Here is a 26,088-nt window from a genome sequence, read left to right as displayed (position 1 = left end):
AGAAGAGGAATTAATAATGAGTAAAATTTATATATCGCAACTTTTTAATGACAATGAAATAATTGATTTTCTTAAGGATAGGGATATAGGCCTGGAAATTATTGAATTTGGAATAGGAAGTGTATTAGATCAAGAGGATAATGGATTAAGTGATTATTGTAATAGAATGGGAGATACCATTAAAAAACGTTCTTTATCAATACATGGACCATTTTTAGATTTAAATCCTGCTAGTTATGATAGTTTGGTAAGAAACATTACAATGCTTAGATATAATCAAGTATATTCAGTTGCCAAGAAACTTGGAGCTGACAGAATAATTTACCATTCATGCTTTAATGAAAATATTTATTTTAAGGAATCATATGTTAATAACTCTATTGAGTTTTGGAAGGAATTTTTGAAAGATAAGGATGATACTATTAAGATACATATTGAAAATGTGTTAGAATCTAAAATGGATCATTTAATAGAACTTATTGATGCAGTAAATAATAAAAATTTAACATTATGCTTAGATATTGGACATGTAAATTGTTATGGAAAAGATAGTATAGAAACATGGATAAAAAGATGTGGGCATCGTATAGGTCATGTTCATTTACATAATAATGATGGAGTTAAGGATACTCATAATGGATTAAGTTGTGGAAATATTGATATTGATACTGTGCTTAATAGTATAAATAAGTATTGTAAAGATTCATCAATTACTATTGAGATTAATAATTATAATGAATTACATAATTCAATTAATATAGTAGAAAAGTTTTTCAATAACAATAAATAAAATCACTTACATAATTATATAAAATATTTTTAAAAAGGTATCTGAAATATTACTTTCAGATACCTTTTTATTTGGTAAAATAGGCTACGCCTATACTACCAGGACCAACATGTAGGCCAATTATAGGACCAATAGTGTCAATTTGTACCTCAACACCTAGTTTTTCTTTGATTTTTTCTGCTAAGTTAAGACCTTCATCGGGACAATTTATATGATGAACAATGACACCACCTAACTCTTTACCTTGTAAATCACTAATTAATGTATTAATAATAGTATCTATGGCTTTTTTCTTAGTTCTAACTTTAGTAAATACAGTGGTTTTTCCTTGACATACTGTTAGTATAGGTTTGATTTGAAAAAGCGTTCCTAAAAGAGCAGCGGCTCCACCGATTCTTCCACCTTTTTTTAGGTAGTCTAAGGTATCAGGTGTAAATAAAAATCTACTATTATTAATAACAGTATTACATACATTTAATACTTCTGCCATAGAATTTCCAGCAATGGCTGATTTAGCTGCTTCAATGGCTATGTATCCCATCTGCATACAGTTACTTCGGGAATCAACTATTTCTATTTGTGCATTTGGATATTTTTCTAAGAGCATATTTTTTATTAGGTTAGCACTAGATACAGTACCACTCATATCTGAAGAGATAAAAATACCAACTATAGAATTACCTTCTTTAATTATCTTTTCAAAAGTATTATATATTTCATCAGGAGATGGCTGAGAAGATGAAGGAATTTCAGTGCTTGATTTCATCTTTTGATAAAATGTTTCATTATCTAAATCTATTTCTCGTGTAGATACTCCGTTCATAATTACGTTAAGTGATACTACAGATATATCATATTTATCTATGAATTCCTTTGGTATATATGATGTACTGTCTGTAACAATTTTTATTGCCATATATAGTCCTCCTTATTATTCTTCTTTGATTATAATATTATAGCTCAAAAATTATTGGAAAAATTATTAATTATAAATAATTATCAGAAATTTAACATTAATCTTTCATAAGAATTATTAACAAATTTTCATATAATTATATTACATAAATGTTAAAAAATAAGTGGGAAATCGAATAAATAATAAAATAATGTTTAATAAACGAACATTATTTTATTTTTAGGAATATTATAAAATGTAATGCATATTCAAGGAGGCTAATATAAATGAATGGCTATGAACTTATAAGAAAGCTACAGAACAAGATGCAAGATTCTAATTTTGCTCAAAAGTTTAATAGATTAGCTCAAGAATTAAATAGTATTCCAGGATTACAACAAGAGATAATAAAAATAGCTCAAATGACTAATGAAAGAGAAAGGCAAAAAGCTATAAAAAAATTACCTGATAATGTAAAAAAATCTGTTGCTGAACTAATTCAGTTATTAAATAATTAAATATATATATAAGCTCCCAAATATAGAGGAGCTTTTATTTTACTTAATACTTAATAAATATATATATATTTGTTAAGTAAAATACAAAGAGTAATTGAGTTACTTAGTGTAATAATATATAATAAGAATATATTTTTTATTTATATTAAATATACATATGATTTAAGGAGATATACAGATGAATATAGTTATAGTAGGAGCAGGAAAAGTAGGATATACCTTGGCCAAATATCTTTCTATAGAAGGTGACAATGTTACTATAATAGATAATAATATTGTAGCTTTAGAGAGAATTAACAATAGTCTAGATGTAATGTGTGTTAAAGGAAATTGTACAAGTTTGAAAGTGCTTAATGAAGCAGAGGTTAAAGATGCTGATTTATTAATTTCTGTAACAAATAGTGATGAATTAAATATGCTTTGTTCTTTAGCTGCTAAAAAATTAGGTACTAAGTATACTATATCAAGAGTACGAAATCCAGAATATGATGAGGATATAACTTTATTATCAGAAGCTGTAGGTATTGATTTAGTAATTAATCCGGAAAAAGCTGCTGCTAATGAAATAGCAAAACTAATAAAGTTCCCATCAGTATGTAGTATAGATGATTTTTCCGAAGGAAAAGTAAATTTAATTGGATTTAAAATTACTCCTAATACTGACTTAGTGGGAAAGAGAATTTCTGAGCTAGGTTCTATTAGAGGTAATATATTATTTTGTGGAGTTGAAAGAAATGATGCAGTAATAATACCTAAAGGTGATTATGTTTTCCAAGTAGATGATAGAATATACGTTATTGGAGAGCATAAAGAAATTCAAGATTTCTTTAAAAGATTAGGAAAATATGAAAAAAGAGTTAAAAATTCAATGATTATTGGTGGAGGTAAGATAAGCTACTATTTAGCTAAGAAAATCAACGACGTTGGTGTAAGCTGCAAAATAATAGAAAAGAATATTAAAAAATGCGAAGAATTAACTGAGTTATTACCAGATTCAATAATAATTAATGGAGATGGTATGGATCAGCAATTGTTAATGTCTGAAAATTTAGGTGAAGTTAATAATTTTATTGCCTTAACTGATAGAGATGAAGATAATATAGTGGCTGCCTTGTTTGCAGCAAATAAGAGTGTTAATAACATTATTACTAAGGTTACAAGAGAAAATCATATCACTATAGCTGAAAGTGTAGGAATTAATTCAATAGTTAGTCCTAAACTTGCAACAGCTAATAAGATAATTAAATATGTAAGATCTCTTAAAGGGCAAAGAAAATACTTAATTGAAAACATGTATATGATTTGTAATGAAAAGGTTGAAGCAATAGAATTTATAGTGGATGAAAATACTAAAAATTTAAATAAAAAGTTCAAGGATATAACAATATCTGATGATATAATTTATGCAACTATAGTTAGAGATGATAAGATAATCATACCTACAGGAGATGACTGCTTAAAAATTAATGATAAAGTAATAGTTGTGTCACAAAATAAGAAGTTTGAAGAGATAATCTTCGGAGGTGACAAATAGCATGAATTATAGAGTAGTACTAAAGCTACTGGGTAATGTATTAAAATACGAAATCTTCCTTTTAATGATTCCATTCTTAGTAGCTTTATATTATGGTGATGGAGACGCATTATCATTTTTTATAACAATGGTGCTTATGTTACCTATAATGATTTTCTTATGTAAGATTAGGACTGATAAGGAAGAAATATATGCAAAAGAAGGATTCCTAACAGTAGGATTAGCATGGATATTGATTTCAGTGGTAGGTGCACTTCCTTTTGTAATCAGTGGGGCAATTCCTTCATTTATTGATGCATTTTTTGAAACATCATCAGGTTTTACAACAACAGGAGCTTCTATATTAACAGAAATTGAATCACTTCCAAGAGGAATATTGTTTTGGCGAAGCTTTACACATTGGATTGGAGGAATGGGATTTTTAATATTCATATTAGCAGTAATACCTTCATTATCAACTAATACAATATTTTTATTAAAAGCAGAAAGTCCAGGACCTAACCCAGGAAAAATTGTTCCAAAGATACGAGAAACAGCAAAAATATTATATATGATTTATTTTGTAATGACAGTGATAGAAACTATCCTACTTATGGTGGCAGGATTATCATTATATGATGCTTTGATTCATGCATTAGGAACTGCAGGGACAGGTGGGTTTTCTAATATGAATAGAAGTGTTGCATCATTTAATAATCCAGCAGTGGAATGGATCATAACAATATTTATGTTGCTATTTGGAGTTAACTTTGCACTTTATTTCCAAATGTTTAAAGGGGATTTTAAAAGTGTATTTAAATCTGAAGAACTTAGATATTATATTTTAATGATAGTGGTATCAATTGTCCTTATTACAATAAACATACTTGATTTTAATGGAGGTAATATTGGACTTTCTATTAGAGATTCATCATTCCAAGTTGCTTCAGTAATAACTACTACTGGATATGCCACAACAGATTTTAATTTATGGCCTACCTTTAGTAAAATAATATTAACGTTATTAATGTTTGCAGGTGCTATGGCAGGGTCAACAGGTGGAGGAATTAAAACCGTAAGAATAGTCTTAATTCTTAAAGCTATTAAAAGAGAAATAGATAAAATACTACATCCAAAGAGAATACAAAGAGTAAAAATGGATGGTAAAGTAGTTGAAGAAGAAGTGGTTTTAGGTGTACTATTATTTATTGGAGCGTATATAGTCATATCATTAATTGCTATTTTTATAGTAGCTTTAGATGGATTTGATTTAGTAACAACTACAACATCAGTTATTGCGACTATAAGTAACATAGGTCCAGGATTTGAAATGGTAGGAGCTACAGGTAACTTTGCAGCTTTTTCACCTTTAAGTAAGATTGTTTTATCGTTCTGTATGCTAGCAGGAAGGTTAGAAATATATCCAATGTTAATTTTATTTAGCCCATCAATTTGGAGAAAAAAATACTAATGTAATAAAGAATCACACAGTTTTTTGGCTGTGTGATTTTTTATGTGTAAAGGGCTGTTTCTCTATATTCCAGTGGGGTCATATTGGTATATTTCTTGAAGATAGTACTGTAGTAACTTTGATTATTGAAACCTACTTCTAAAGATATATCCAGTAAAGTCATATTAGTATTTTCTAATAAGTTCTTACTTTTTTCTATCTTGTAATTATTTAAATAGTTAATAAAGGTTTGACCTGTTTCCTTTTTAAACATATAGCAGAAATAACATTTGTTTATTTTGAATTTATCACAAATATCATCAATTGTAATTTGCTTGGAGTAGTTTTTATGTACATAATCCAGTGATTCTTTGATTATTGGTGATACATCAGAAATTTTTTCACAGGAGCATGTATTCTTATATGATAAAAATAACTTAAGGAGCTTAATAAAGTAAGTAAGGCCTTTTTCACAATTAATATAATAAAAAGTATTATTTTCCTCTAATTGGATAGTGTAAGGACCAAGTAAAAGAAAAGTAGCAGAGTTCTTATTGTTGTTGGCAAAAGGAATTGCTACTATTTTTAAATGTTCAGAGATAATTTCTTGTGGTGAATTTAAATCATTTTTAATAATCTTATCTACAATATTTAAATTAAGTAATGTAAACTTTGATAATTTATTTAAATTATGCTCATAAAGAAAATTTGAATTTAAATCTATAATTGAAAGGGGAACATTACAGCAATTAAAAAAATTATCTAATTTAGTATATAAAGCAGTCATTTTATACCTCCATAGTTAAAAATATATAAAATAAAATATAAATATCCTTAAAAACATTCATAAAAAGATATGTTATTATATTAAGGGTAAATGAGAATCAATTTCAATTATCGCAGAAAATAATAAAATGTCAATATTGAATAAAAAATAAATATACTACTAAGATATAGGGGGATAAAGAATGTTAAGGAAGAAAATATGTAAGCTATTATCAGTAATAATGATTGCTACATCAGTATTTGGAGCTGTTACTCCAGTGGTAAAGGCTGATATAATAAATGAAACAATTTTAAAAAATGAAAAACAATTGCAAAGTGGAAGATATACTGTAAAAAATACTACTAAGTATGTAGAAGAAGGTAATACTACAGGCGAAGGTATGGCTAGAAAAGTACTAAAGGAAGATTCAAAAATAGTAGTTAAAGATGGTAAAGTATTATTAACGATGTATTTTGATGAAGAAATGTTTAAAATGCTAAGTGATATAAAAGCATCTATGGATGAAGGAGAATTAATATCTGAGGTTAATAATGATGAAAAATCAGTTACCATGGAAGTACCATCTGTGAATTCAAAGGTGAAGGTTGATGTTACAGTTAGTGTAATGGGAAGAAAGGTATCTTTTTATGTAGAAAATAATATGGATACCTTAACATTAGAAGAAGCTTTTAAGGAAGAAACAGATGCTGTTGTTTTAGAAGATGGTAAATATAAAGCAAGTAATATTACAAGATACTATACAGATAGTGAACATGGAAATTCATCTGCAAGAAGAGCTATTGAAAGCGAAACTTTAATAAAGGTTGAAAATGGAAAAACTTACTTAACAATTACTTTTTCATCTATGTATTCTATGTTAGAAAATATTTCTGTTTCTTTAGATGGAAAAAAACTAGATATAGTTGAAGATTCAAATGCAAGAACAGTTACTTTTGAAGTTCCATCAGTAGATACAGAAGTATTATTAGGAATGAATATAAAAGGAATGAATCATGCAGTTGATTTCTATGTGATTAATGATATGGATACATTGGCAAAGATAAGTGAGGAGACAGATAATCCAGCAGAAGATGACAAGAATGACACAGTACCAGAAGTGCCTGAAACTCCAGAAGTTAAACCAGAAACTACACCAGACTCAGGAAATAATGGGGAAGGTTCAGAGACAATACCAGGAACTAAGGTATACACAATAGAAAATCAGGTATATCATGAAAATGCTACTGGTATGACAATGGCAAGACAATATTTAAATACTACTTCCAAGGTGGAGGATGTTAATGGTAAGCGTTATGTAACAATGACTTTTACAGGTGTTGAATACATGAATAATCATCAAATATATGTAAATGGCAACAAAGTTGAAGCTGAGGTTGTTGAAAGTACTTCAAGTAAGATAGCTTTAAGATTTGCTGTAGAAAGCCTAAGTGATTCAATTAAAGTTGGAACTTATGTAATTCCAATGGGTAGAAATATTGAATTTGATGTAAAGTTATTGGAAGATACTCTTACATTAGTTAATGGAAATATTGAAGAAGATAAAAACAAAGATAATACAAATAATCAATCTAATAATAATTCATCTTTAGTAAATAATGGGACAAGCAGTTCTAATAATAATGCTACTAATAAAGTAGAAGAAGAGAAAAATGTTAAAGAAAATGTAAAAGTTAAAGTTTATAATGTGCAAAATAATGTTACTCATGATAATGCAACAGGAGTAGCTATGGCAAGAAAATATTTAAACAGTGATACAGAAATAAAAGAGATAAATGGTAAGTATTATGTAACATTAACATTTACAGGAACTGAATTCATGCAAAATCATGAAGTTTATGTAAATGGTAGCAAAGTAAGTCACAGTATAGTATCAAGTACTAGTGATTCAGTATCAATTAGATTTAACATTGCAAGCTTAAATGATACAATATCAGTTAAAACTTATGTTGTACCAATGGCAAGAAATGTTGAATTTGGTGTGGAATTATTATTAGATACTATGACTTTAGTTAATGAGTATACTATAGAAGCTGATTCACTTCCAGAAACAGGAGCAGCAACATCATCAGCATTAGCATTATCTATAGGATTAATGGCCATTGGTTCAGGAGTAGTTTTAAGAAAAAAAGTTAAATAGAAAAAGATTAAAATGGGCTGTAAAGGCCCATTTTCAGCGTAAAGGATAAGGTGGGAAAAAAATGAAAATAATTAATAAGATAAAGATTTTAATAATGATTATGCTATCAATAGTAGTTATGGGAAATATCAATATTTATACGGTATTTGCAGAAGAAAAGATAGCAAGTGGAATATATGAAGTTTCTAATGAAGTGTATCATGATACTGAAATTGGTATGTCTATGGCTAGAAGTTATTTAAAAGATACCATGACTATGAAAATTACAAAAAATGAAGTTTTATATACTATTGGTTTTACAGGAACTGATTATATGGAAAATTATAGAGTGAAGGTTAATGATGTTGAAGTTCCAGTAGAAAGAGTTGATGGAGATGGAATAGTAACATTGAAAGTATCTGCAACTTCATTAAGTGATGAACTAAAAGCATGTATATATGTAGGTCCAATGGGAAGAGACGTAGAGTTTGGAATAATACCAAAATTAGAAACAATGTCATTAATTGAATCTATTGAAGAAGAAAGTACAGAAGAAACTACTGAAAATAGTGCTATTGAAGAAATACAAGATAATGAAATAATGCCTATAAGTGAAAATAATAATACAGAAGAAAATAGTAGTATTAGTAAAGTAATTTTATTTGGTGGAGTAGCAATATTAGTGATTGGTATAGTTTGTACTATAATGTTAAAAAGAAAAAAGTAAGACTGGAGAATTAATATGAAATTTAAGAATATATTAAGAATGTTAATGGTAACAATGCTTTCTGCAACAATGATAGGTTGTAGTAATGACAAAAAAGATGTTGTTGTTAACAATGATGAAGATGTTGTAGTAGCTACTTCTGTAGCAGTAACAGAAATTTTAGATGCTTTAGGAGTAAAAGTATCAGGAGTTCCTACCACTTCATATGAACTACCAGAAAGTACAAAGGAGGCAGTAGAAGTTGGTAATCCAATGAGTCCTGATTTAGAAATAATAAAGTCATTAAATCCGTCGGTGGTAGTGTCTGTTGATACATTAGGAGCAGATTATGAAAAGCTATTTACAGATAACAATATACCAAGTGAATTTGTTTCATTATCAAGCTTGGAAGGATTAAAAGAGACAGTTAGTAATTTAGGAAATAAATTTAATAAGCAGGCTGAGGCAGAAGCTATACTTAAAGAACTAAATACTAAGGAAGAAGAAATGGCTTCAATAAGTGAAAAAGAAAAACCTAATATACTTATTTTATTTGCAGCACCAGGTTCAACAATGATTGCCACTGAAAAATCTTATATAGGAAATTTAGTTAAAATTGTGGGAGGAAAGAACATTATTGAGGATACTTCTTTAGCGTATGTAACATATAGTAAGGAAGAAATAGCAAAGTTAAATCCAGATAAAATCCTTGTAATGATGCATGCACTTCCAGAGCAAACTAAGGCAGCTTTAGAAACTGAAATGGCTACTGATTCATCATGGCAAAATATTGAGGCTGTAAGAAATGGTAAAGTTGAATATCTAGATAATACTTATTTTGGTATGAGTGCTAATTTAAAAGTAATTGAAGGTTTAGACATGCTATATGATATAGTGCATAATAAAGGTGAATAGAAAATGAAGATGTTGAATAAAAAAACGAAAATAGTTTTTACAGTTTCTTTGCTTTTAGTATTATTGTCTACTATATTAATATCTTTAAAATTAGGAAGTATTGATATAAGCTTTACGGAGTTAATTAAGGGAATATTCACCGGTGATAGCACTGGTAATATAGGAATTATAAAGGATTTAAGAATGCCAAGAGTAATCATTGCAGTACTTATTGGGGCAAATTTAGCTATTTCAGGTGTGCTTTTGCAAGCAGTTATTAGAAACCCTTTAGCTGATCCCTATATTACAGGTATTTCATCTGGAGCTTGTGCTGTAACAGTTTTCTTTATGGTATTTGTACCAAGTGTAACAACATTAAGGCCTGTATTTGGTTTTTTTGGAGGCCTTATCTGTTGTGCCATAGTTTATTTAATGGCTTATAAAAAAGGACTTTTACCTATAAGAATAGTTCTAGCAGGAGCAGCTTGTAATGCTCTACTAGGTGGACTATCATCAATGTTTACCATAAGTGCAGGACTTGGAGCTAGCAATATACAAAAGTGGATTATGGGAAGTTTAGCCACAGTTACATGGGATAATGTATATATGTTATTGCCATATTCAATTATAGGAATAATCTTATCAATATGTGTAAGCAAAATATGTAATGTACTTGTACTAGGAAGTAAGAATGCTAAGAGCTTAGGATTTAATAGTGATTTATATATGATTATAGTAACTTTAATTGCCGTATTTTTGGCAAGTATCTCAACGGCTATTGGAGGAGTGATTTCTTTTGTAGGATTAGTTGTACCTCATATATGTAGGATAATAGTAGGATCTAATCATAAGTATCTAATACCATGCAGTGGAATATTAGGAGCATTTTTGGTGCTTTTTGCTGATACTATAGGAAGAGTTGTTATGAAACCTTATGAAATACCTGTGGGAGTAGTTACCTGTATAATAGGGGCACCATTTTTCTTATATCTTTTAAGAAGGAGTGACTTAAAATGATAAAAGTAAATAAATTATCGTTTAGTTATGATAAGAAGAAAAAATTTATTAAAGATTTAAGCTTTAATATTGAAAAAGGAAAAATTACTACTATACTTGGTCCAAATGGTAGTGGAAAGTCTACAGTATTAAGTTTATTATGTGGTTTAAATAAGATTTCATCTGGAGAGATTATCATTAATGATAAAGATATTAAGAGTATGAAATATAAGGATATAGCTAAGGAAATTGCTACTGTACACCAGCAAAATACTGTGCCAGATGACATAACAGTAAAAGAGCTTATCGCATATGGTAGAATGCCACATAAGAAATATTTTGCAAAGAATTCTCATGATGATGAAGAAATAGTAAAGTGGGCAATTGACAGAACAGGATTAGAACCATTAAAAGATAAGGAAGTCATGAGTATGTCAGGTGGAGAAAGACAAAGAGTTTTTATAGCCATGGCTTTAGCTCAAAAAAGTAAGATATTATTTTTAGATGAGCCTACTACATATTTAGATATTTATCATCAAATAGAATTGTTGGAGCTTATAAAGGAATTAAAGGAAGAAGAGGGATTGACTATAGTAATGGTATTGCATGATATAAATCAAGCTTTAATATATAGTGATAACATTATAGTTATGAAAAATGGGAAGCTTATTAAAAGTGGAAAAGCAAGTGCAGTAATAAGTATGAATTTGTTAAATGATGTTTATAATATAGGTGGATTCTTAAGTACTCAAAAAAATAATCTGTACTTTGTACCAATGAAAAAGGAACTTCAAAAATAAATTTAATACTATTTTGGTTTTGTACGATAATTAAGATGAATAATATAATAGGAGGAATAATATGGATATAGCAGCATTATCAATTGGTATGAGTCAAAATGCAGTAAATACCGCAACATCAATGGCTTTGCTTAAGATGCAGATGAATACAGATCAAGAAGTTTCTAATAATTTATTAGAAATTGCTCAAACTATGGCTGTTGAACCAGGAAAAGGAATAAGTTTAGACCAATATGTTTAGGAAAACTGTGGCATTTTATGTCACAGTTTTTAATTTTATTTGGTAAATTTTATTGCATAAAATATAAAAATAAAGTATGCTTTGTATTAATACTAATAATACAAAGGGGTGGTAAAATGATTTTGAAATTAGATATGTCCAGTAATATACCTATTTATGTTCAATTAAGGAATGAAATAGTTATGGGAATAGGTCGTGGTGAATTAAAGAGTGGAGAAAAACTTCCAACTGTAAGGCAAATGGCAGAAGATATAGGTGTTAATATGATGACTGTAACTAAAGCATATAACATTTTAAAAAATGAGGGCTTTATTGAAATTGATAGAAGACATGGTGCTAAAATCAAGCCTGTATTAGATAAATCATTAGAGTTTAGAGAGAAAATAGAAAGTGAGCTGGAGATACTTATAGCTGAATCAGGAGTAAAGGGAATTAGTAAAGAAGAGTTTATGAAGTTATGCGAAACTGTATATAATACAATGAATGGACTTCAGCTGGAAAGAGGTAGGAGGTAGTTATGAATTTAGTAATGCTAATTACATCATTAGTAATTATAGTAGTATATTACTGGCAGGCACAAAGTGCAGTAAAGCCCAATAAAAACATTATATTAGGTGTAACGATTCCTCCATTAGAATTAAGCAACATTGAAATAACAGATGTTACAAAAGAGTTTATGTATAATATGAAAATATTATCGGTATTATCAATTGTTATTTATTTTCCTCTGATGTTTATGAAAACAGTATGGCTGTTAATTGGATGGTTTTTATGGTTTTCATTATTTTGCTATATTTATTATAAGCTGATTTGTAAGTTTAATGGTAAATTAAAAGAAGTCAAAAGAAAAAATGATTGGCTTTTACCTAATAAGCATATTTTAAATATAGATACAGAGCTTACTAAAGCAAAGAGCAAGATGCCTATATCTAAATGGTGGTTCCTTATAGCTTTATTTATAGGAATAAGTCCTTTTATATTAAATATAATTAATAAAAATGAATATTTTAGTACAGCAGTTATATGTACAGGTAGTTCAATAGTTGGAACTCTTATTCTTTTCATAATATATATGATCTATGTAAAAGGCAGAACTATTGTTTATTGTGATGAAAGTAAAATAAATATTGCTTGCAATAAGGTTTATAAGAGAACTTGGAGTATTATTTATACATCATTAGCAATATTACAAAGTATTACCAATACAACTCTATATGTTTTTATGTTATTGCCAAGAGTAAATGAAAATGTCTTTTTAATTGCCATAACTTTACCAGTTATTATAGTTGTTTTAGGAATAGTTTATGGTAATAGACGAATTATTAATATGCAAAATCAGCTTATTTCAGTTGCTGAAAATCCTATCTATGTAGATAGTGATGAATATTGGATTAATGGAATGAGTTATAAAAATCCATATGATAATAGAGTTGTTGTAGAGCCTAGAATTGGAACAAAGCCAGTTTATAATTTAGCAACTAAAAAGGGAAGGTTAATAACTTATGGTACTAATATTTTTGTAGCAGTAAGTGTATTAACTATTATATTAATGATGTTATATTTTGAATTATATGGATTTAATATGAAAATTATTGATAACAGTGTGAAGATAAATGCACCACTATATGGTATTGAATTTAATGTGGAAGACATTGAAAAAGTTGAAATAGTAGATAAGCTTAAAGTGAAATTAAGGATAAATGGAATAGGAATGGATGAGTATTCTGTTGGTAATTTCAACGTAGAAGGTTATGGAAAGTGTAAGCTTTATATTTATAATGATGTTAAACCTTATATATTAATTAAAAGTAATGATGAAATAATTTTTATTAATAGTGAAAATGAGGAAGAAACATTAAGATATTATAATGAATTTATTGCAGTGATAAATAAGAAGTATTGATTTTCTAAGATAAAAAAATAGAAATTCAAAGGAGATTTTTTATTTTAATGCACAAAAGTATGGTAATACTATAAATAGTAAATATTAAAAAGGAGACTAGTTCTAATGAGTTTTGAAGATGAGTTAAGATATATTGGAGTTAAATATAACATTGACTCAATTGGGATTTTTGGTAGCAGAGCCAGAGGTGATTTTAGAGAAGATTCTGATTATGATATTTTTATCATTGGAGAAATTTCTTTGAGTGACGAGTTGAAGTTAGAAGATGAAATATCTGATATTTTAAAACAAGATGTAGATGTAATTAAATTAGATAAAGATACAGATAGAATATTAGCGAAAAATATTATAAATGAAGCTCATGTGATATATAGTAAAAATAATTCTTTTGAAAAATTTTTTAAAGAAATTGAAAATTTTTTTATAGAAAATAGTGATTTTATTTATTTAAGGAAGAGGGATTTATTTGATTAATAGAGATAGAGTTTTAAAGCTATTAAGGGATTTTAAAGAGTGGGAAGAGGATTTTAAATTAGCCAGTATCAAATTGGAAGAATGTGAAGATGCAGATATAAAGAAACTTTTATATCATAGTATTAGGGCATATTTTTTAGATTTTCATATATTATGTGAAGATTATATATCAATTAGCTTAAAGACACTAAAAAAGTTTAAGATTGACATATCGGCAATTGAAGGAATGGAGGTAATAGTATCTTCAGAAAAAATTAGTAAAGAATTATTAGATTTTTATAGTACTTCAAGAAGGTTAAGAAATAGATTGGCACATAGATATAAGGTTCCTAAAGATGAAGTAATCTATTTAAATTTAAAAGAAAATATAAAATTTATTAGAGAGCTTGAGGAAGCAATTAAAGAATTAGATAAATAATAAAGTTAAAATCAGTAACAGTGTAAGTTGCTGATTTTTTTTCTGTAAAATACCATGATGATATGTTAATATATAACATAAAAGACATATAAAGTAAGATGAAGAGGTGAAATATAATTTGACTATAGAAAAGGAGAAGAGAAATGAGAGAAAATATTTTTGTAAAAACACATGGATTGGGAAATGAATATATAGTTTTAGATAGTGATAGTATAAATTTTCAATTAACAGAAAAGGCTATAAAAAGGATTTGTAATGTTAATTTTGGAATAGGTTCTGATGGAATTCTTTTAAAAGTTCCATCAGATAAAGCAGATTTTGGTCTTAAAATATATAATCCAGATGGCTCAGAAGCTGAAAAGAGTGGTAATGGATTAAGAATATTTTGCAAGTATATTTATGATTATAACTTTACAGAAAATAGACAGTTTACTGTTGAAACTAAAGGTGGATTAGTTAATGCTGATATTGTTGAAGTTACTGAGGCTGGAAAAGCTAAACTAATCACAGTAGATATGGGACAAGCAATATTTAACGCAAAGGAAATTCCAACAAGATTTGATTCTGAAGAAGCCATAGGTAAAAAACTAATGGCAAATGGAAAAGAATTTGAAGTTAACTGCGTATCTATGGGAAATCCTCATTGTGTTGTTTTAAAGGAACAATTAAGTATAGATGAAATTAAAGAATATGGTAGATACTTAGAACATCATGAAATGTTTCCTAACAGAATTAATGTTCAATTTGCTAAGGTTATTTCAAGAAATGAAGCAGAAATTCTTATTTGGGAAAGAGGAGCAGAATTTACTTTAGCATCAGGAACTTCTTCTTGTGCAGTAGCTTGTGTTTTAAGAAAAAGAAATCTTATTGATAATAAGGTGAAAATTAAAATGCTTGGAGGAGCAACTATTTAGTTGTTAAAAATATATACAAATATGTTTAGTTGTGAACAAATGTGTTTAATATATTTTTAATATAAAAAGCTCCCCATGTTTATAAAGAGCATGGAGTGATAGGAAATACCTATCCAAAACTACTTGAATTGCTGGAAGTTCCTAAAGCTAACTAAACCACAACGTAAACATGAAATAAAGTTAAGCGTGAAGGTTACGAAAGTAGAAAAAATTAGTTAGATGGCATAAGGTTAAATCCTAAGTGCTTATACAATGGATAATCAGCAGGTAAGCCTCCAATAGAGGAAACTTCAACGACTATTCCGTAAAGGAAGTACATCTAAGTGGATGGAAGTGGGTAGCACCTTTTAAAAAGGTGGTGATATAGTCTGTGCTTATGTGAAAGCATAAGAAGTTCATAAGAGAACTGGTATGGAGTAACGAACCATATTGAACATGCTAAAAATATGCTAACTGTATATATTTTTATTTATTCAAATAACGATGATGAAAATTTCTAAGAATGAATAATTTATATATTTTTAATTAAAAAATACTATTTATTAAAATACAATGTCACCTCTTAAAAGGGAATATATCATAAGAATAAAGAAGTTATAACAGTGGTATAACTAAAATATGGATATATGGAAGGAGGTGAAAAAGTGAAACAGTCAATAAAAATAAGATTATTACCAACAGAAGAACAAGAAGTATTAATGTTAAAAAGTAGTGGTTGTAGCAGATTTGCTTATAATTGGGCTTTGAATAAGTGTAATGAAAAATATAATAATAATGAAAAATATTCAATAGGAAATATAAGAAAAGAATTTACTCAGCTAAAGAAAGAAGAAGAATTTAAATGGCTAAATGAAGTTTCTAGTAAGGTAACACAAGAATCTATTAGAAATTTAGAGAAAGCATTTAAAAGTTTCTTTAATAAAAAATCTAAATATCCTAAATTTAAAACTAAAAGAAAATCTAAACAATCTTTTTATGTTAGATGTGATAGTTTATATTTCACAGATAATATGTGTAACATTGAAAAGATAGGAAAAGTAAGATTTAAAACAAATTATAGTATTCCTAAAGATTGTAGTTATAGTAATCCTTACTGTAGTTACGGCTAAATGAAGTTTCTAGTAAGGTAACACAAGAATCTATTAGAAATTTAGATAAGGCATTTAAAAGTTTCTTTAATAAACAATCTAAAGTATCCTAAATTTAAAACTAAAAGAAAATCAAAACAATCTTTTTATGTTAGATGTGATAGTTTATATTTCACAGATGATATGTGCAACATTGAAAAGATAGGAAAAGTAAGATTTAAAACTAATTATAGTATTCCTAAAAACTGTAAGTATAGTAACCCTTACTGTAGTTATAATGGAAGGTGTTGGGTTTTAAGTTTTAGTGTTGAAGTAGAAGAAAACCAAACTGCTTTAAATGAAGATTTATCAATAGGAATAGATTTAGGGGTAAAAGATTTAGCTACTTGTTCCAATGATGATGTATTTAAAAATATAAACAAAACAAAAAGAATTAAAAATTTAAAAAGTAAATTAAAACACTTGCAACGTAGTATTAGCAGAAAATATGAAGATAATAAACAAGGAAGTAAATTTGTTAAAACTAATAATATTATTAAATTAGAAAAACAAGTGAAGCAAATTTATAGAAAGTTATCTAATATAAGAAATAATTATATACATCAAACTACTAATAAAATAATAAAGCATTACCCATATAGAATTGTAATAGAAGATTTAAATGTTAGTGGAATGATGAAGAATAAGCATTTATCTAAGGCAATAGCAGAACAAGGATTTTATGAATTTATAAGACAAATTAAATATAAATGTGAGTTTAATGGAATTGAATTTATTCAAGCTGATGAAGAATAAGCATTTATCTAAGGCAATAGCAGAACAAGGATTTTATGAGTTTATGAGACAAATTAAATATAAATGTGAATTTAATGGAATTGAATTTATTCAAGTAGATAGATTTTATCCATCAAGTAAAACTTGTTCATGTTGTGGATTTATAAAAAAGATTTAAAACTTAATGATAGAAATTATAAATGTGATAAATGTGGTTTAGAAATAGATAGAGATTATAATGCAAGTATTAATTTAAGTAATTATTCTAGAGCCTAAAATGTTGAGAGGCTTTAGTCTTAGGGATTTTGGTGTATCCTTAAATGCTATGGAGTGTTATACAACCCAAAGTAGCTTAGGCAAAATAGGACAGCAAGTATTAATTTAAGTAATTATTCTAGAGCCTAAAATGTTGAGAGGCTTTGGTCTTAGGGATTTTGGTGTATCCTTAGATGCTATGGAGTGTTATACAAACTAAAGTAGATTAGGCAAAATAGGACACAACGAAGTAGTGAATAAATAAAAATATACACATTTAAGTATATTTTTAGCACCAGAGCTTACAATTGAGATTGATGATGACTTTAATGTAAGAATGACTGGAGAAGTTAGACAAATAGCTGAAGGAATTTTAAATGGAGAACTTATTGAAGACCTTAAGTAAATGAAAAATGAAGAATTAAGAATTAAAAATGAAGGAGGAAACTCCTTGAGGGGAGTTTCTGTAAAGCATAATAGAATGTTTTGTTTATTGAAAGAGTAATATAATTTTGTGAGGTGAAAGGGATGGTAGATAATAGTAAGAGAAATAGTGCAGTGAAAAGTGGAATTTCATTTGGGACATGCTTAGCTATGGTAATATCTTATACTGCATGGAAATCAATTGGATGGGCAATTATACATGGTTTGCTTAGCTGGGTATATGTAATTTATTATTTTGCAAAATATTATTAGTTTGAAAGTAAGGGTAGTGTTTAAATGGAATTTAAGGTTACTGATAAAATTAATGCAAAAGATAAAGAAATTATTTTCCAAGGATTATTAGAATATAATTTGGCAAGACTAGAAGATAAAAATCCTCAAGACTTAGGTGTTTATTTAAAAGATGACAATGATGAACTTTTAGCAAGCACCAGAATTTTATAAAAAACATGGATATAAAGAAAAGTTTGTTTTAGAAGAATATCCATTAGAAGGAAAGCGTCATTATTTTACTAAAAGACTGTAAACAAGTATATGAGAGAAAAAGGATAATAGTGATGAAAGATTATGATATAAGAGAATGTAGTAATGAAGAAGCAGATTTTGTTATTGATAAATTAGTAGAATACAATTTATCCAAAGTAGCAAGTACACAAGAAATTGACTTTTTAAATATAGATAGAGTTGTAGAAGATGTTAAAGGTAATATCATTGCTGGAATACTTGCCAAAATGTATTGTTGGAACTGCTTATATATAGATGTTTTATGGGTTGAAGAAGGTTATAGAAAAGATGGATTAGGATCAAAGTTATTAAAAGAAATTGAAAATATTGCAATAGAAAAAGGATGTCATTTGATTCATTTGGATACTTTTGATTTTCAAGCAAAGGATTTTTATATTAAGCATGGATATGAAGTATTTGGTGTTTTAGATGAATGTCCAAAGAAGCATAAAAGATATTATCTTAAAAAGTTAATTAAATAAATATATATAGGAGGAATTAGTAATATGAATAAAAAATTAGCAATCTTAGTAATAGTCTTTAGTGGTATAGCTGCATTGTTATCTGGAGGAATAAGGATGATGGTGGCGTATGCTGCTAATATAGCTTTAATTTCATTAGGTTATTTATATATGGTAAATAACAAAAAGAATGAGATATTACCATAAATAATAAAGGGTAAAGAGTGATGAGTAAGGAAAAGAATTTTATAAAACGAGTTATTATTGGAGCAGGTAATACTTCATATGAAGGGTGGATAGCAACACAAGAAGAAGAATTAAATCTGCTAAATATTGAGGATTATTATAAATTATTTGGTAAGGAAGAGTCAGCTGATGCCTTTTTAGCTGAACATGTTTTTGAACATTTAAGTTATGAAGAAGGAGCAGAGGCAGGAAAAAATATATATAAATTTTTGAAGCAAGGTGGGTATATTAGAGTAGCTGTTCCAGACATTAATTTTAAAAATGAATGGTATCATAATATGTGCAAACCAGGAGGGACAGGAGATATAAATCATCCTGCCTATAGCCATAAAGTTTTTTACGACTATAGAACTTTAATTGAAATTTTTGAAAGAATAGGGTTTAAAGTGGATTTGCTTGAGTATTGTGATGAAAATGGTAGATTTCATTTTAATTATTGGAGTCCAGACGATGGTATAATTGGCAGATCATTAAGATTTGATACTAGAAATAATAATGGTAGTTTAGGAATGGTTTCAATTATTATTGATGCATATAAAGAGTAGATATATAAAATATTTTAAGGAGAAGATTATGAAGAATGTTTTTCTGGTATATGATGATTGTTGCTTTTATGAAATAGTGATATTAAATTACTTTATGAAATTTACAGGTCAAGATGTAGTTATTTGTTCACTAAATGGAAGTGCTATAACTTGTATGGAAGGTTATTCAGTTAATGTAGATATGGCATTAAAAGATGTAGAAATAGATAATATAAAGAGTTTGATTATTCCAGGTGGAGATATAAAGATTATATGTAATGAAGAGGTATATGAACTTATCAAAGATTTAGTGAAAAAAGAAATAATTGTAGCAGCTATTTGTGCAGGGGTGGACGTACTAGAAAATACAGGAGTATTAAAAGATACTAAATCAACTCATTCAGAGGATACTGATATTTATAATGATAAAAAAGTAATTACAGCAAGAGCTAATGCATATGTGGATTTTGCCATTGAAGTTGCTAAGGAATTAAATTTATTTAAAGATGAAGCGGATTTAAAGGAAACCCTAGATTTTTGGAAATTTCATAAAAGAGTTCAATGAGAATTAATGAAAAACTTAATTAGGGGGAATGAATATGGTTTTATTAGTTATAGATACGCAAAAATTAATAACAAATGAAAATTTATATAATTTTGATTTATTTGTTTCAAATGTAGAAAAGATAATTCATACAGCTAGGCAAAATAATATTGAAGTAATATATGTTAGACATGATGATGGACCAAATGAGGAATTAACTAAAGGAACTGAAGGTTTTGAGATATATGAAAAGTTTCAGCCAAAAGGTCAAGAAAAAATATTTGATAAACATGTAAATAGTGCTTTTAAAGAAAGTGGATTATTGCAGTATTTAAAAGATAAAGGAGAAAAAGACATTATTGTGGTGGGCTTGCAAACAGATTATTGTATTGATGCTACCATAAAAACTGGCTATGAACATGGCTTTGATATTATAGTACCAGCTTATGCTAATACCACTGTTGATAATGAATTTATGTCTGGTGAAAAATCATATAAATATTATAATGAATTTATTTGGCCAGATAGATATGCACAATGTATTTCTTTAGATGAGGTTTTAAAATTAATTAGTAGGTCCATTGAAAAATAATTATTCATAAGATATAAAATACTGAATACATTATATAAAAAATGTATAGAGGTATTTTTATGAAATTATTTGAAATTTATTTTAGTCCAACAGGTGGAACAAAAAAAGTTGTTAAGATAATAAGTAATTCTTGGAATTGTGAAAAGACAGAAATAGATTTATGTGATAGAGCAGTTGATTTAACAAGTTATGAAATTAATAGAGATGATATATGTATAGTAGCAGTACCAGCTTTTGGTGGACGTATGCCAGCAGTTGCAGTAGATAGAATAAAGAAGTTAAAGGGAAATAACTCAAATGCTATTTTAGTGGCGGTGTATGGAAATAGAGAGTATGATGATACTTTAATTGAACTTGAAGATACATTAAAGCAAGTTCAATTTCATTTTGTAGCTGCTGTGGCGGCTATTGCGGAGCACTCAATTATGCATCAATATGCAACTGGTAGGCCTAATGAGGATGATGAAAGACAGTTAATGACTTTTAGTAGTGAAATAAAAGCTAAATTAGCTAGCAGAAGTAACCAAGAGGTAATTGTTCCAGGTAGAAAAATATATAGAAAATATAGAGAATTACCTTTGAAAGTAAAAACAAGCAATCAATGCAATAAGTGTGGGATTTGCACTAAAAGATGTCCTGTTGGTGCAATTTCAAAAGAAGATCCTATGATAGTGAATCATAATAAATGTATAACTTGTATGAGATGCATATCAATATGCCCTAAAAAAGCAAAATCAGTAAATAATGTTGTAATAAAAATAGCAGCAAATGTAATGAAAAAATCTTTTAGTCAATATAAAGAAAATGTATTGTTTTTATAAAAAGTTATAGTTTTATATTTATAAGGAAGAAGTGATATTAAATATGATAATAGAAACTGAAAGACTTATTATTCGTAACTTTCAACTAAGTGATGAAAAAGATTTAAGTGAGTATATGTTACAGAGAGTTAATGCTGAGTTTGAAGCATATCCAGATTTTACAGTGGAAAAAGCTAAGAAAGAAATAGCATATAGAGCTGAAAGTGATGAATTTTTCGCCATTGAATTAAAGGAAAATCATAAAGTTATTGGAAATATATATTTAGGCAAAAGAGATTTTAATGGAAGAGAATTAGGCTATGTATTAAATGAAAATTTCCAAGGTAAAGGTTATGGTACTGAAGCAAGTAAAGCAGTGATTAGCTATTTCTTGAAAGAAGGCGTGCATAGGATCTATGCAGAGTGTGCTCCGCAAAACATTCCATCATGGAAGGTTATGGAGAAAATTGGTATGGAAAGAGAAGCTCATTTGAGGAAAAATATATCTTTTCATAATGATGATAAAGGAAATCCTATTTATTGGGATACATATGTTTATGCAGTATTAAATCCTAATGAAGCTAAAGGTAATTAAGGAGTATGTAAAAAATAATAAAGAAATAAAAGAAAAAATTGATAGTTATAAATAAATTTATTAATAGCGTAAGTTTTCATATGTTTAAATATAATATTGGAAATAATAAATTATATAAGAATAAAAATAAAAAAAATATGTTAAATTAATAACGGCTTTATGTTATAATTGTGAAAAATTCAATCTTAGGAAATTAAGGTGTAGAAAAAATGATTAAAGTAACAAAAGATATGAAGGCATTAGAGATTTTTAATAATGTCTGTGATGAAACTATAGAAATAATTTTAGAGCAAGGAGAAATACGCAAGTATAGTAAAGATACCATTGTTTTTTATGATAAAGAAGAAGTAACAGATATTTATATAGTTATTAGTGGAACTGTATCTCTTTATAAACTAAATGAAAATGGGCAAAAAAAAGTGATATTTATTTTAGGTGAAGGAAAAGTAGTAAATGAAGTTATTATAAAAGAACTTCCTGCATCAATAAATTGTAGGGCTTTTGAGAATGCTGAGCTTTTGAAGATTAATAAAAATAAACTTCTTGAGATAATGAAGTATGACTTTGAGCTATGTAAGAATATAATAATTTCACTTTCTATGAAAACTAGAAGGATGTATAGACAACTGAAGAATACTCCGCCATCTATAAAAATAGAAAAAAAATTAGCAGCAAAAATTTATAAATTAGGTCGTGATTATGGCGTTAAAACTCAGGAAGGCATATTAATAAAGATGAATTTAACAGTAACTTATTTAGCAGATTTATTAGGAAGCCAAAGGGAAACAGTGTCAAGGGCATTAAAATTATTACAGGATAAAAAGCTTATTTTTTATAAAGACAAAAATATTTTAATTTATGATTTGAATAAAATTTCAGAATTTTTTAAAACATCGTGATAAATATCACGGTGTTTATTTTTATATTAACATATAATTAATTCATGGAATAGTTGTTTAATTTTTAACAAAATTGTTAAAAAAACATTTATCAACAAGAAATTGATGTTAATAAAGAAAAAGGAGTGTTAAGATGGGCTACAAGGTTATAACGGAAAATGTAAATAATATTTTAAGACAGTTATCTAAAGATTATTTAATATATGCCCCAAAAGTATTTGAAGGTGATGGAAGATTTTCAGATACTGATACTATAAGATATGGAGAAATATCTGAAATAGAGGAAATAGTGTTTGATAAAAAATCAGAATATTCATTTAAGGAAATTCTTTTACCTATTTCAGAAACTTTATTCTATTTTACAGAAGACAATGCAGTTGTTCCAGAAGGACCAAAAAAAGGAGCTATAATCTTTTTAAGAAGCTGTGATTTACATGGGTTAAAACGTATGGATCAAATATATTTAAATAATGGACCGGAAGATTTCTACTATAAGAGATTAAGAGAAAATACAAGATTTATACTTATGGGATGTAGCCACACATTTGATAATTGCTTCTGTGTAGATATGCATAGTAATAAAAGCGATAATTATGATGCATACATAGATGTTGATGGAGATTATACATATTTTGATTGTAAGTGGGATGAGCTTGCATCTTTAATTGAAAAAGAAGGAAATGTTACTTGTGAAGTTACACCAAAATATGTAGAAAGTAATAAAGTTAATGTAAATATACCTGAGAATTTATCTGGTAAAGTGTTCAATTCAAAGGTTTGGGACGAATATACAAGCAGATGTATAGCTTGTGGACGTTGTAACTTTGTATGTCCAACATGTACATGCTTCACTATGCAGGATATAACATATAAAGAAAATAAGAATTCAGGTGAAAGACGTAGAGTATGGGCGTCATGTATGGTTGATGGATATACTGATATGGCCGGAGGAATTACTTTTAGAAAACCTAATGGAGAACGTATGAGATTTAAAGTAATGCATAAGGTTTATGATTATAAGAAAAGATTTGGGTACAATATGTGTGTAGGGTGCGGACGTTGTGATGATGTATGTCCAGAATACATATCTTTCTCAAATTGCATAAATAAGCTTGAAGATGCTGTAAAAGAGGTGGAATAAGATGAATAATGAATATATGCCATTTATTTCTGAAATAAAGGAAATAATTAAACATACAGATATTGAATATACGTTCCGTATGACTTATGATGGAGATGTTAAGCCAGGACAATTTTTTGAAGTATCAATACCTACTTTTGGAGAAGCTCCTATATCTGTAAGTGGTATTGGTGAAGGAACAGTTGATCTTACAATTCGTAAAGTTGGAAAGGTTACTAACGAAATATTCACTAATTATGTAGGAAATAAACTGTTTTTAAGAGGACCTTACGGAAATGGATTTGATGTTAACGATTATAAGGGTAAGGAAGTTACTATAGTAGCAGGAGGAACTGGACTTTCACCTGTAAAAGCAGTTGTTGATTACTTTGCTAAAAATACTTCTGAAGCAGTACACACTAATTTAATATGTGGATTTAAATCAATTGATGATATTTTATTTAAAGATGATATTAAGGAATGGGAAAAAAGTATAAATGTAACTTTAACAGTAGATAAGGCTGAAGAAGGATATAAAGGAAATACTGGATTAGTTACTAAATATATACCAGAGCTAGAGATAAAAGATATAAAAAATACAGCGTTTGTAGTTGTTGGACCTCCAATAATGATGAAATTTACAGTGGCAGAAATTCTTAAAAGAGGGGTAGCAGAAGAAAATATTTGGGTATCTTATGAAAGAAAAATGTGCTGTGGCTTAGGAAAGTGTGGTCACTGTAAGATGGATGATACTTATATCTGCCTTGATGGACCAGTATTTAACTATACTAAGGCTAAAAATTTAGTTGATTAGGAGGAGCAAATCTGTGGATATAAATACTAAAAAGCTTAAAAAAAATGCATTTAGAATAACTAAGGAAAGAGGAATTACAGCATCAAGAGTAAGAGTTCCAGGGGGACATTTAGATGCTGAACTTTTAGGAAAAATTCAAGAAATATCTGAAAAATACGGTAATGGAAAAGTTCATATCACTTCAAGACAAGGTTTTGAAATATTAGGAATTAAATTTGAGCATATTGATGCAGTAAATGAAATGCTTCAACCTATAATTGATAAATTGGAAATAAATCAAGAAGATCCAGGTACTGGGTATTCAGCAGCTGGTACTAGAAATGTTTCTGCTTGTATAGGAAATGCAGTATGTCCATTTGCTAATTATAAAACATCTGATTTTGCTAAGAAAATAGAAAAGGTAATATTCCCAAATGACCTTCATGTAAAAATAGCATTAACAGGATGTCCTAATGATTGTGCAAAGGTAAGAATGCATGATTTTGGTATTATAGGTATGACAGAACCGCAATATGACGAAAGTAGATGTATAAATTGTCAAGCGTGTTTAAAAGCTTGTAAGAAGTTATCTGTTGGTGCTTTAAGTTCTGAAAATTATAAAATTGTAAGAAATACTGAAAAATGTATAGGTTGTGGTGTGTGTGTGGAAAAATGTCCTACAAGAGCATTTACAAGAAGTAAAGAAAAGTATTATAAACTTACTATAATGGGTAGAACAGGAAAGAAAAATCCAAGATTAGGGCAAGATTTTATTATTTGGGCTGATGAAGAAAGCATTATAAAAATAATATCAAATACTTATAAATTCACAAAAGAATATATAGCAAAAGATGCACCAGGAGGAAAAGAACACGTAGGTTACATAGTTGATAGAGTTGGCTTCCATGAGTTTAAAAAGTGGGCTTTAGATGGTGTAAAATTAGGAGAAAAGGCTATAGTTAAAGAAAATGTTTATTGGGGTGGGATTCATTATAATTCTATAGATAACCAATAATATATATAAATTTACTTTA

32 protein-coding genes and 1 pseudogene are annotated in these 26,088 nt (G+C 27.9%); 31 read left to right on the top strand and 2 right to left on the bottom strand.

The window, feature by feature from the left end; translation table 11 throughout:
* Positions 1-16: 16 nt before the first annotated feature.
* Positions 17-790, top strand: a complete 774-nt coding sequence (locus tag Q5O29_RS11250) for a sugar phosphate isomerase/epimerase (RefSeq protein ID WP_302632158.1) — start codon at positions 17-19, stop codon at positions 788-790.
* Between the two features lie 67 nt (positions 791-857).
* Here Q5O29_RS11250 and Q5O29_RS11245 read toward each other — a convergent pair whose 3' ends face one another.
* The gene (locus Q5O29_RS11245; RefSeq protein WP_022213036.1) at positions 858-1,706 is read right to left on the bottom strand and encodes a DegV family protein; all 849 of its coding nucleotides are present in this window, start codon (positions 1,704-1,706) and stop codon (positions 858-860) included.
* A 266-nt stretch (positions 1,707-1,972) separates the two neighbouring features.
* Between Q5O29_RS11245 and Q5O29_RS11240 the strand changes: the two genes are divergently transcribed.
* From Q5O29_RS11240 to Q5O29_RS11230, 3 genes are all read left to right on the top strand, one after another.
* Complete coding sequence (locus tag Q5O29_RS11240) at positions 1,973-2,203, top strand: hypothetical protein (protein WP_022213035.1); 231 nt, start codon at positions 1,973-1,975, stop codon at positions 2,201-2,203.
* A 178-nt stretch (positions 2,204-2,381) separates the two neighbouring features.
* Positions 2,382-3,737, top strand: a complete 1,356-nt coding sequence (gene trkA / locus Q5O29_RS11235; RefSeq protein WP_022213034.1) for a Trk system potassium transporter TrkA — start codon at positions 2,382-2,384, stop codon at positions 3,735-3,737.
* A 1-nt stretch (position 3,738) separates the two neighbouring features.
* Positions 3,739-5,187 (top strand): TrkH family potassium uptake protein, encoded by a 1,449-nt coding sequence (locus tag Q5O29_RS11230; protein WP_022213033.1) that lies wholly within the window; start codon positions 3,739-3,741, stop codon positions 5,185-5,187.
* A 40-nt stretch (positions 5,188-5,227) separates the two neighbouring features.
* Here the strand turns inward: Q5O29_RS11230 and Q5O29_RS11225 are convergent, their stop codons facing one another.
* Positions 5,228-5,953, bottom strand: coding sequence for a helix-turn-helix transcriptional regulator (locus tag Q5O29_RS11225; protein ID WP_022213032.1), 726 nt, complete (start codon positions 5,951-5,953; stop codon positions 5,228-5,230).
* 181 nt (positions 5,954-6,134) lie between these two features.
* On the opposite strand from Q5O29_RS11225, the gene Q5O29_RS11220 reads away from it, so the two are divergent.
* The 27 genes and pseudogenes from Q5O29_RS11220 (at position 6,135) to asrC (ending at position 26,069) form a co-directional block, all read left to right on the top strand.
* Positions 6,135-8,090 carry an NEAT domain-containing protein gene (locus tag Q5O29_RS11220; RefSeq protein ID WP_022213031.1) on the top strand — a complete coding sequence of 652 codons (1,956 nt, stop codon included), beginning with the start codon at positions 6,135-6,137 and terminating at the stop codon, positions 8,088-8,090.
* Positions 8,091-8,151: 61 nt separating this feature from the next.
* Positions 8,152-8,796 (top strand): NEAT domain-containing protein, encoded by a 645-nt coding sequence (locus Q5O29_RS11215; protein WP_022213030.1) that lies wholly within the window; start codon positions 8,152-8,154, stop codon positions 8,794-8,796.
* Between the two features lie 15 nt (positions 8,797-8,811).
* On the top strand, positions 8,812-9,690 hold the full coding sequence (gene isdE, locus Q5O29_RS11210) for a heme ABC transporter substrate-binding protein IsdE (protein WP_022213029.1): 879 nt from the start codon (positions 8,812-8,814) through the stop codon (positions 9,688-9,690).
* 3 nt (positions 9,691-9,693) lie between these two features.
* Positions 9,694-10,686: an iron ABC transporter permease gene (locus tag Q5O29_RS11205; protein WP_022213028.1), complete on the top strand. Its 993-nt coding sequence runs from the start codon at positions 9,694-9,696 to the stop codon at positions 10,684-10,686.
* A complete protein-coding gene (locus tag Q5O29_RS11200; protein ID WP_022213027.1) occupies positions 10,683-11,465 on the top strand; it encodes an ABC transporter ATP-binding protein in 783 nt (260 codons plus the stop codon). Before Q5O29_RS11205 ends, Q5O29_RS11200 begins: the two co-directional genes overlap by 4 nt.
* A 61-nt stretch (positions 11,466-11,526) precedes the next feature.
* Positions 11,527-11,706 carry a YjfB family protein gene (locus tag Q5O29_RS11195; RefSeq protein ID WP_022213026.1) on the top strand — a complete coding sequence of 60 codons (180 nt, stop codon included), beginning with the start codon at positions 11,527-11,529 and terminating at the stop codon, positions 11,704-11,706.
* A gap of 116 nt (positions 11,707-11,822) precedes the next feature.
* Positions 11,823-12,221 carry a GntR family transcriptional regulator gene (locus Q5O29_RS11190; RefSeq protein WP_302631211.1) on the top strand — a complete coding sequence of 133 codons (399 nt, stop codon included), beginning with the start codon at positions 11,823-11,825 and terminating at the stop codon, positions 12,219-12,221.
* A 2-nt stretch (positions 12,222-12,223) separates the two neighbouring features.
* Positions 12,224-13,609 carry a PH domain-containing protein gene (locus Q5O29_RS11185; RefSeq protein ID WP_022213024.1) on the top strand — a complete coding sequence of 462 codons (1,386 nt, stop codon included), beginning with the start codon at positions 12,224-12,226 and terminating at the stop codon, positions 13,607-13,609.
* 105 nt (positions 13,610-13,714) lie between these two features.
* On the top strand, positions 13,715-14,083 hold the full coding sequence (locus Q5O29_RS11180; RefSeq protein WP_022213023.1) for a nucleotidyltransferase family protein: 369 nt from the start codon (positions 13,715-13,717) through the stop codon (positions 14,081-14,083).
* Complete coding sequence (locus tag Q5O29_RS11175; RefSeq protein ID WP_022213022.1) at positions 14,076-14,501, top strand: HepT-like ribonuclease domain-containing protein; 426 nt, start codon at positions 14,076-14,078, stop codon at positions 14,499-14,501. The genes Q5O29_RS11180 and Q5O29_RS11175 overlap by 8 nt, the downstream gene beginning before the upstream one ends.
* Before the next feature lie 143 nt (positions 14,502-14,644).
* On the top strand, positions 14,645-15,415 hold the full coding sequence (gene dapF / locus Q5O29_RS11170) for a diaminopimelate epimerase (protein WP_022213021.1): 771 nt from the start codon (positions 14,645-14,647) through the stop codon (positions 15,413-15,415).
* Positions 15,416-16,059: 644 nt separating this feature from the next.
* Positions 16,060-16,524 (top strand): helix-turn-helix domain-containing protein, encoded by a 465-nt coding sequence (locus Q5O29_RS11165; protein ID WP_022213020.1) that lies wholly within the window; start codon positions 16,060-16,062, stop codon positions 16,522-16,524.
* Positions 16,525-16,569: 45 nt separating this feature from the next.
* Positions 16,570-17,298 carry an RNA-guided endonuclease InsQ/TnpB family protein gene (locus Q5O29_RS11160; protein ID WP_370545604.1) on the top strand — a complete coding sequence of 243 codons (729 nt, stop codon included), beginning with the start codon at positions 16,570-16,572 and terminating at the stop codon, positions 17,296-17,298.
* Positions 17,288-17,553 (top strand): annotated as a pseudogene (locus Q5O29_RS11155) (RNA-guided endonuclease InsQ/TnpB family protein); the annotation flags it as partial. The gene Q5O29_RS11160 and the pseudogene Q5O29_RS11155, both read left to right, overlap by 11 nt.
* 507 nt (positions 17,554-18,060) lie before the next feature.
* Positions 18,061-18,228 (top strand): hypothetical protein, encoded by a 168-nt coding sequence (locus Q5O29_RS11150; protein WP_022166580.1) that lies wholly within the window; start codon positions 18,061-18,063, stop codon positions 18,226-18,228.
* A 24-nt stretch (positions 18,229-18,252) separates the two neighbouring features.
* Positions 18,253-18,420 carry a hypothetical protein gene (locus Q5O29_RS11145; protein ID WP_022213017.1) on the top strand — a complete coding sequence of 56 codons (168 nt, stop codon included), beginning with the start codon at positions 18,253-18,255 and terminating at the stop codon, positions 18,418-18,420.
* Between the two features lie 113 nt (positions 18,421-18,533).
* The gene (locus Q5O29_RS11140) at positions 18,534-18,962 is read left to right on the top strand and encodes a GNAT family N-acetyltransferase (protein ID WP_022213016.1); all 429 of its coding nucleotides are present in this window, start codon (positions 18,534-18,536) and stop codon (positions 18,960-18,962) included.
* Positions 18,963-18,986: 24 nt separating this feature from the next.
* Positions 18,987-19,148 carry a hypothetical protein gene (locus tag Q5O29_RS11135; protein ID WP_022213015.1) on the top strand — a complete coding sequence of 54 codons (162 nt, stop codon included), beginning with the start codon at positions 18,987-18,989 and terminating at the stop codon, positions 19,146-19,148.
* Positions 19,149-19,168: 20 nt separating this feature from the next.
* Entirely contained in the window at positions 19,169-19,732 is a 564-nt protein-coding gene (locus tag Q5O29_RS11130) for a methyltransferase domain-containing protein (RefSeq protein ID WP_022213014.1), read from the top strand.
* Between the two features lie 28 nt (positions 19,733-19,760).
* Positions 19,761-20,276 (top strand): DJ-1/PfpI family protein, encoded by a 516-nt coding sequence (locus Q5O29_RS11125; RefSeq protein WP_022213013.1) that lies wholly within the window; start codon positions 19,761-19,763, stop codon positions 20,274-20,276.
* Positions 20,277-20,310: 34 nt separating this feature from the next.
* Positions 20,311-20,847: a cysteine hydrolase family protein gene (locus Q5O29_RS11120; protein WP_022213012.1), complete on the top strand. Its 537-nt coding sequence runs from the start codon at positions 20,311-20,313 to the stop codon at positions 20,845-20,847.
* A gap of 59 nt (positions 20,848-20,906) precedes the next feature.
* On the top strand, positions 20,907-21,668 hold the full coding sequence (locus Q5O29_RS11115) for an EFR1 family ferrodoxin (RefSeq protein ID WP_022213011.1): 762 nt from the start codon (positions 20,907-20,909) through the stop codon (positions 21,666-21,668).
* A 43-nt stretch (positions 21,669-21,711) separates the two neighbouring features.
* Positions 21,712-22,242 carry a GNAT family N-acetyltransferase gene (locus Q5O29_RS11110; protein WP_302632157.1) on the top strand — a complete coding sequence of 177 codons (531 nt, stop codon included), beginning with the start codon at positions 21,712-21,714 and terminating at the stop codon, positions 22,240-22,242.
* A 209-nt stretch (positions 22,243-22,451) separates the two neighbouring features.
* Complete coding sequence (locus tag Q5O29_RS11105; RefSeq protein WP_022213009.1) at positions 22,452-23,141, top strand: Crp/Fnr family transcriptional regulator; 690 nt, start codon at positions 22,452-22,454, stop codon at positions 23,139-23,141.
* A gap of 133 nt (positions 23,142-23,274) precedes the next feature.
* Positions 23,275-24,282, top strand: a complete 1,008-nt coding sequence (gene asrA, locus Q5O29_RS11100; RefSeq protein WP_022213008.1) for an anaerobic sulfite reductase subunit AsrA — start codon at positions 23,275-23,277, stop codon at positions 24,280-24,282.
* 1 nt (position 24,283) lies between these two features.
* On the top strand, positions 24,284-25,075 hold the full coding sequence (gene asrB / locus Q5O29_RS11095) for an anaerobic sulfite reductase subunit AsrB (RefSeq protein WP_022213007.1): 792 nt from the start codon (positions 24,284-24,286) through the stop codon (positions 25,073-25,075).
* Between the two features lie 13 nt (positions 25,076-25,088).
* Positions 25,089-26,069 (top strand): sulfite reductase subunit C, encoded by a 981-nt coding sequence (gene asrC / locus Q5O29_RS11090; protein WP_022213006.1) that lies wholly within the window; start codon positions 25,089-25,091, stop codon positions 26,067-26,069.
* The last annotated feature ends 19 nt before the right edge of the window (positions 26,070-26,088 follow it).

It is taken from the genome of Clostridium sp. CAG:265 (assembly GCF_000436575.1).
Classification (GTDB): domain Bacteria; phylum Bacillota; class Clostridia; order Clostridiales; family Clostridiaceae; genus Clostridium; species Clostridium lentum.
The sequence above is the reverse complement of the archived record's forward strand: the minus strand, read 5'-3'. Positions and strand labels throughout refer to the sequence as shown.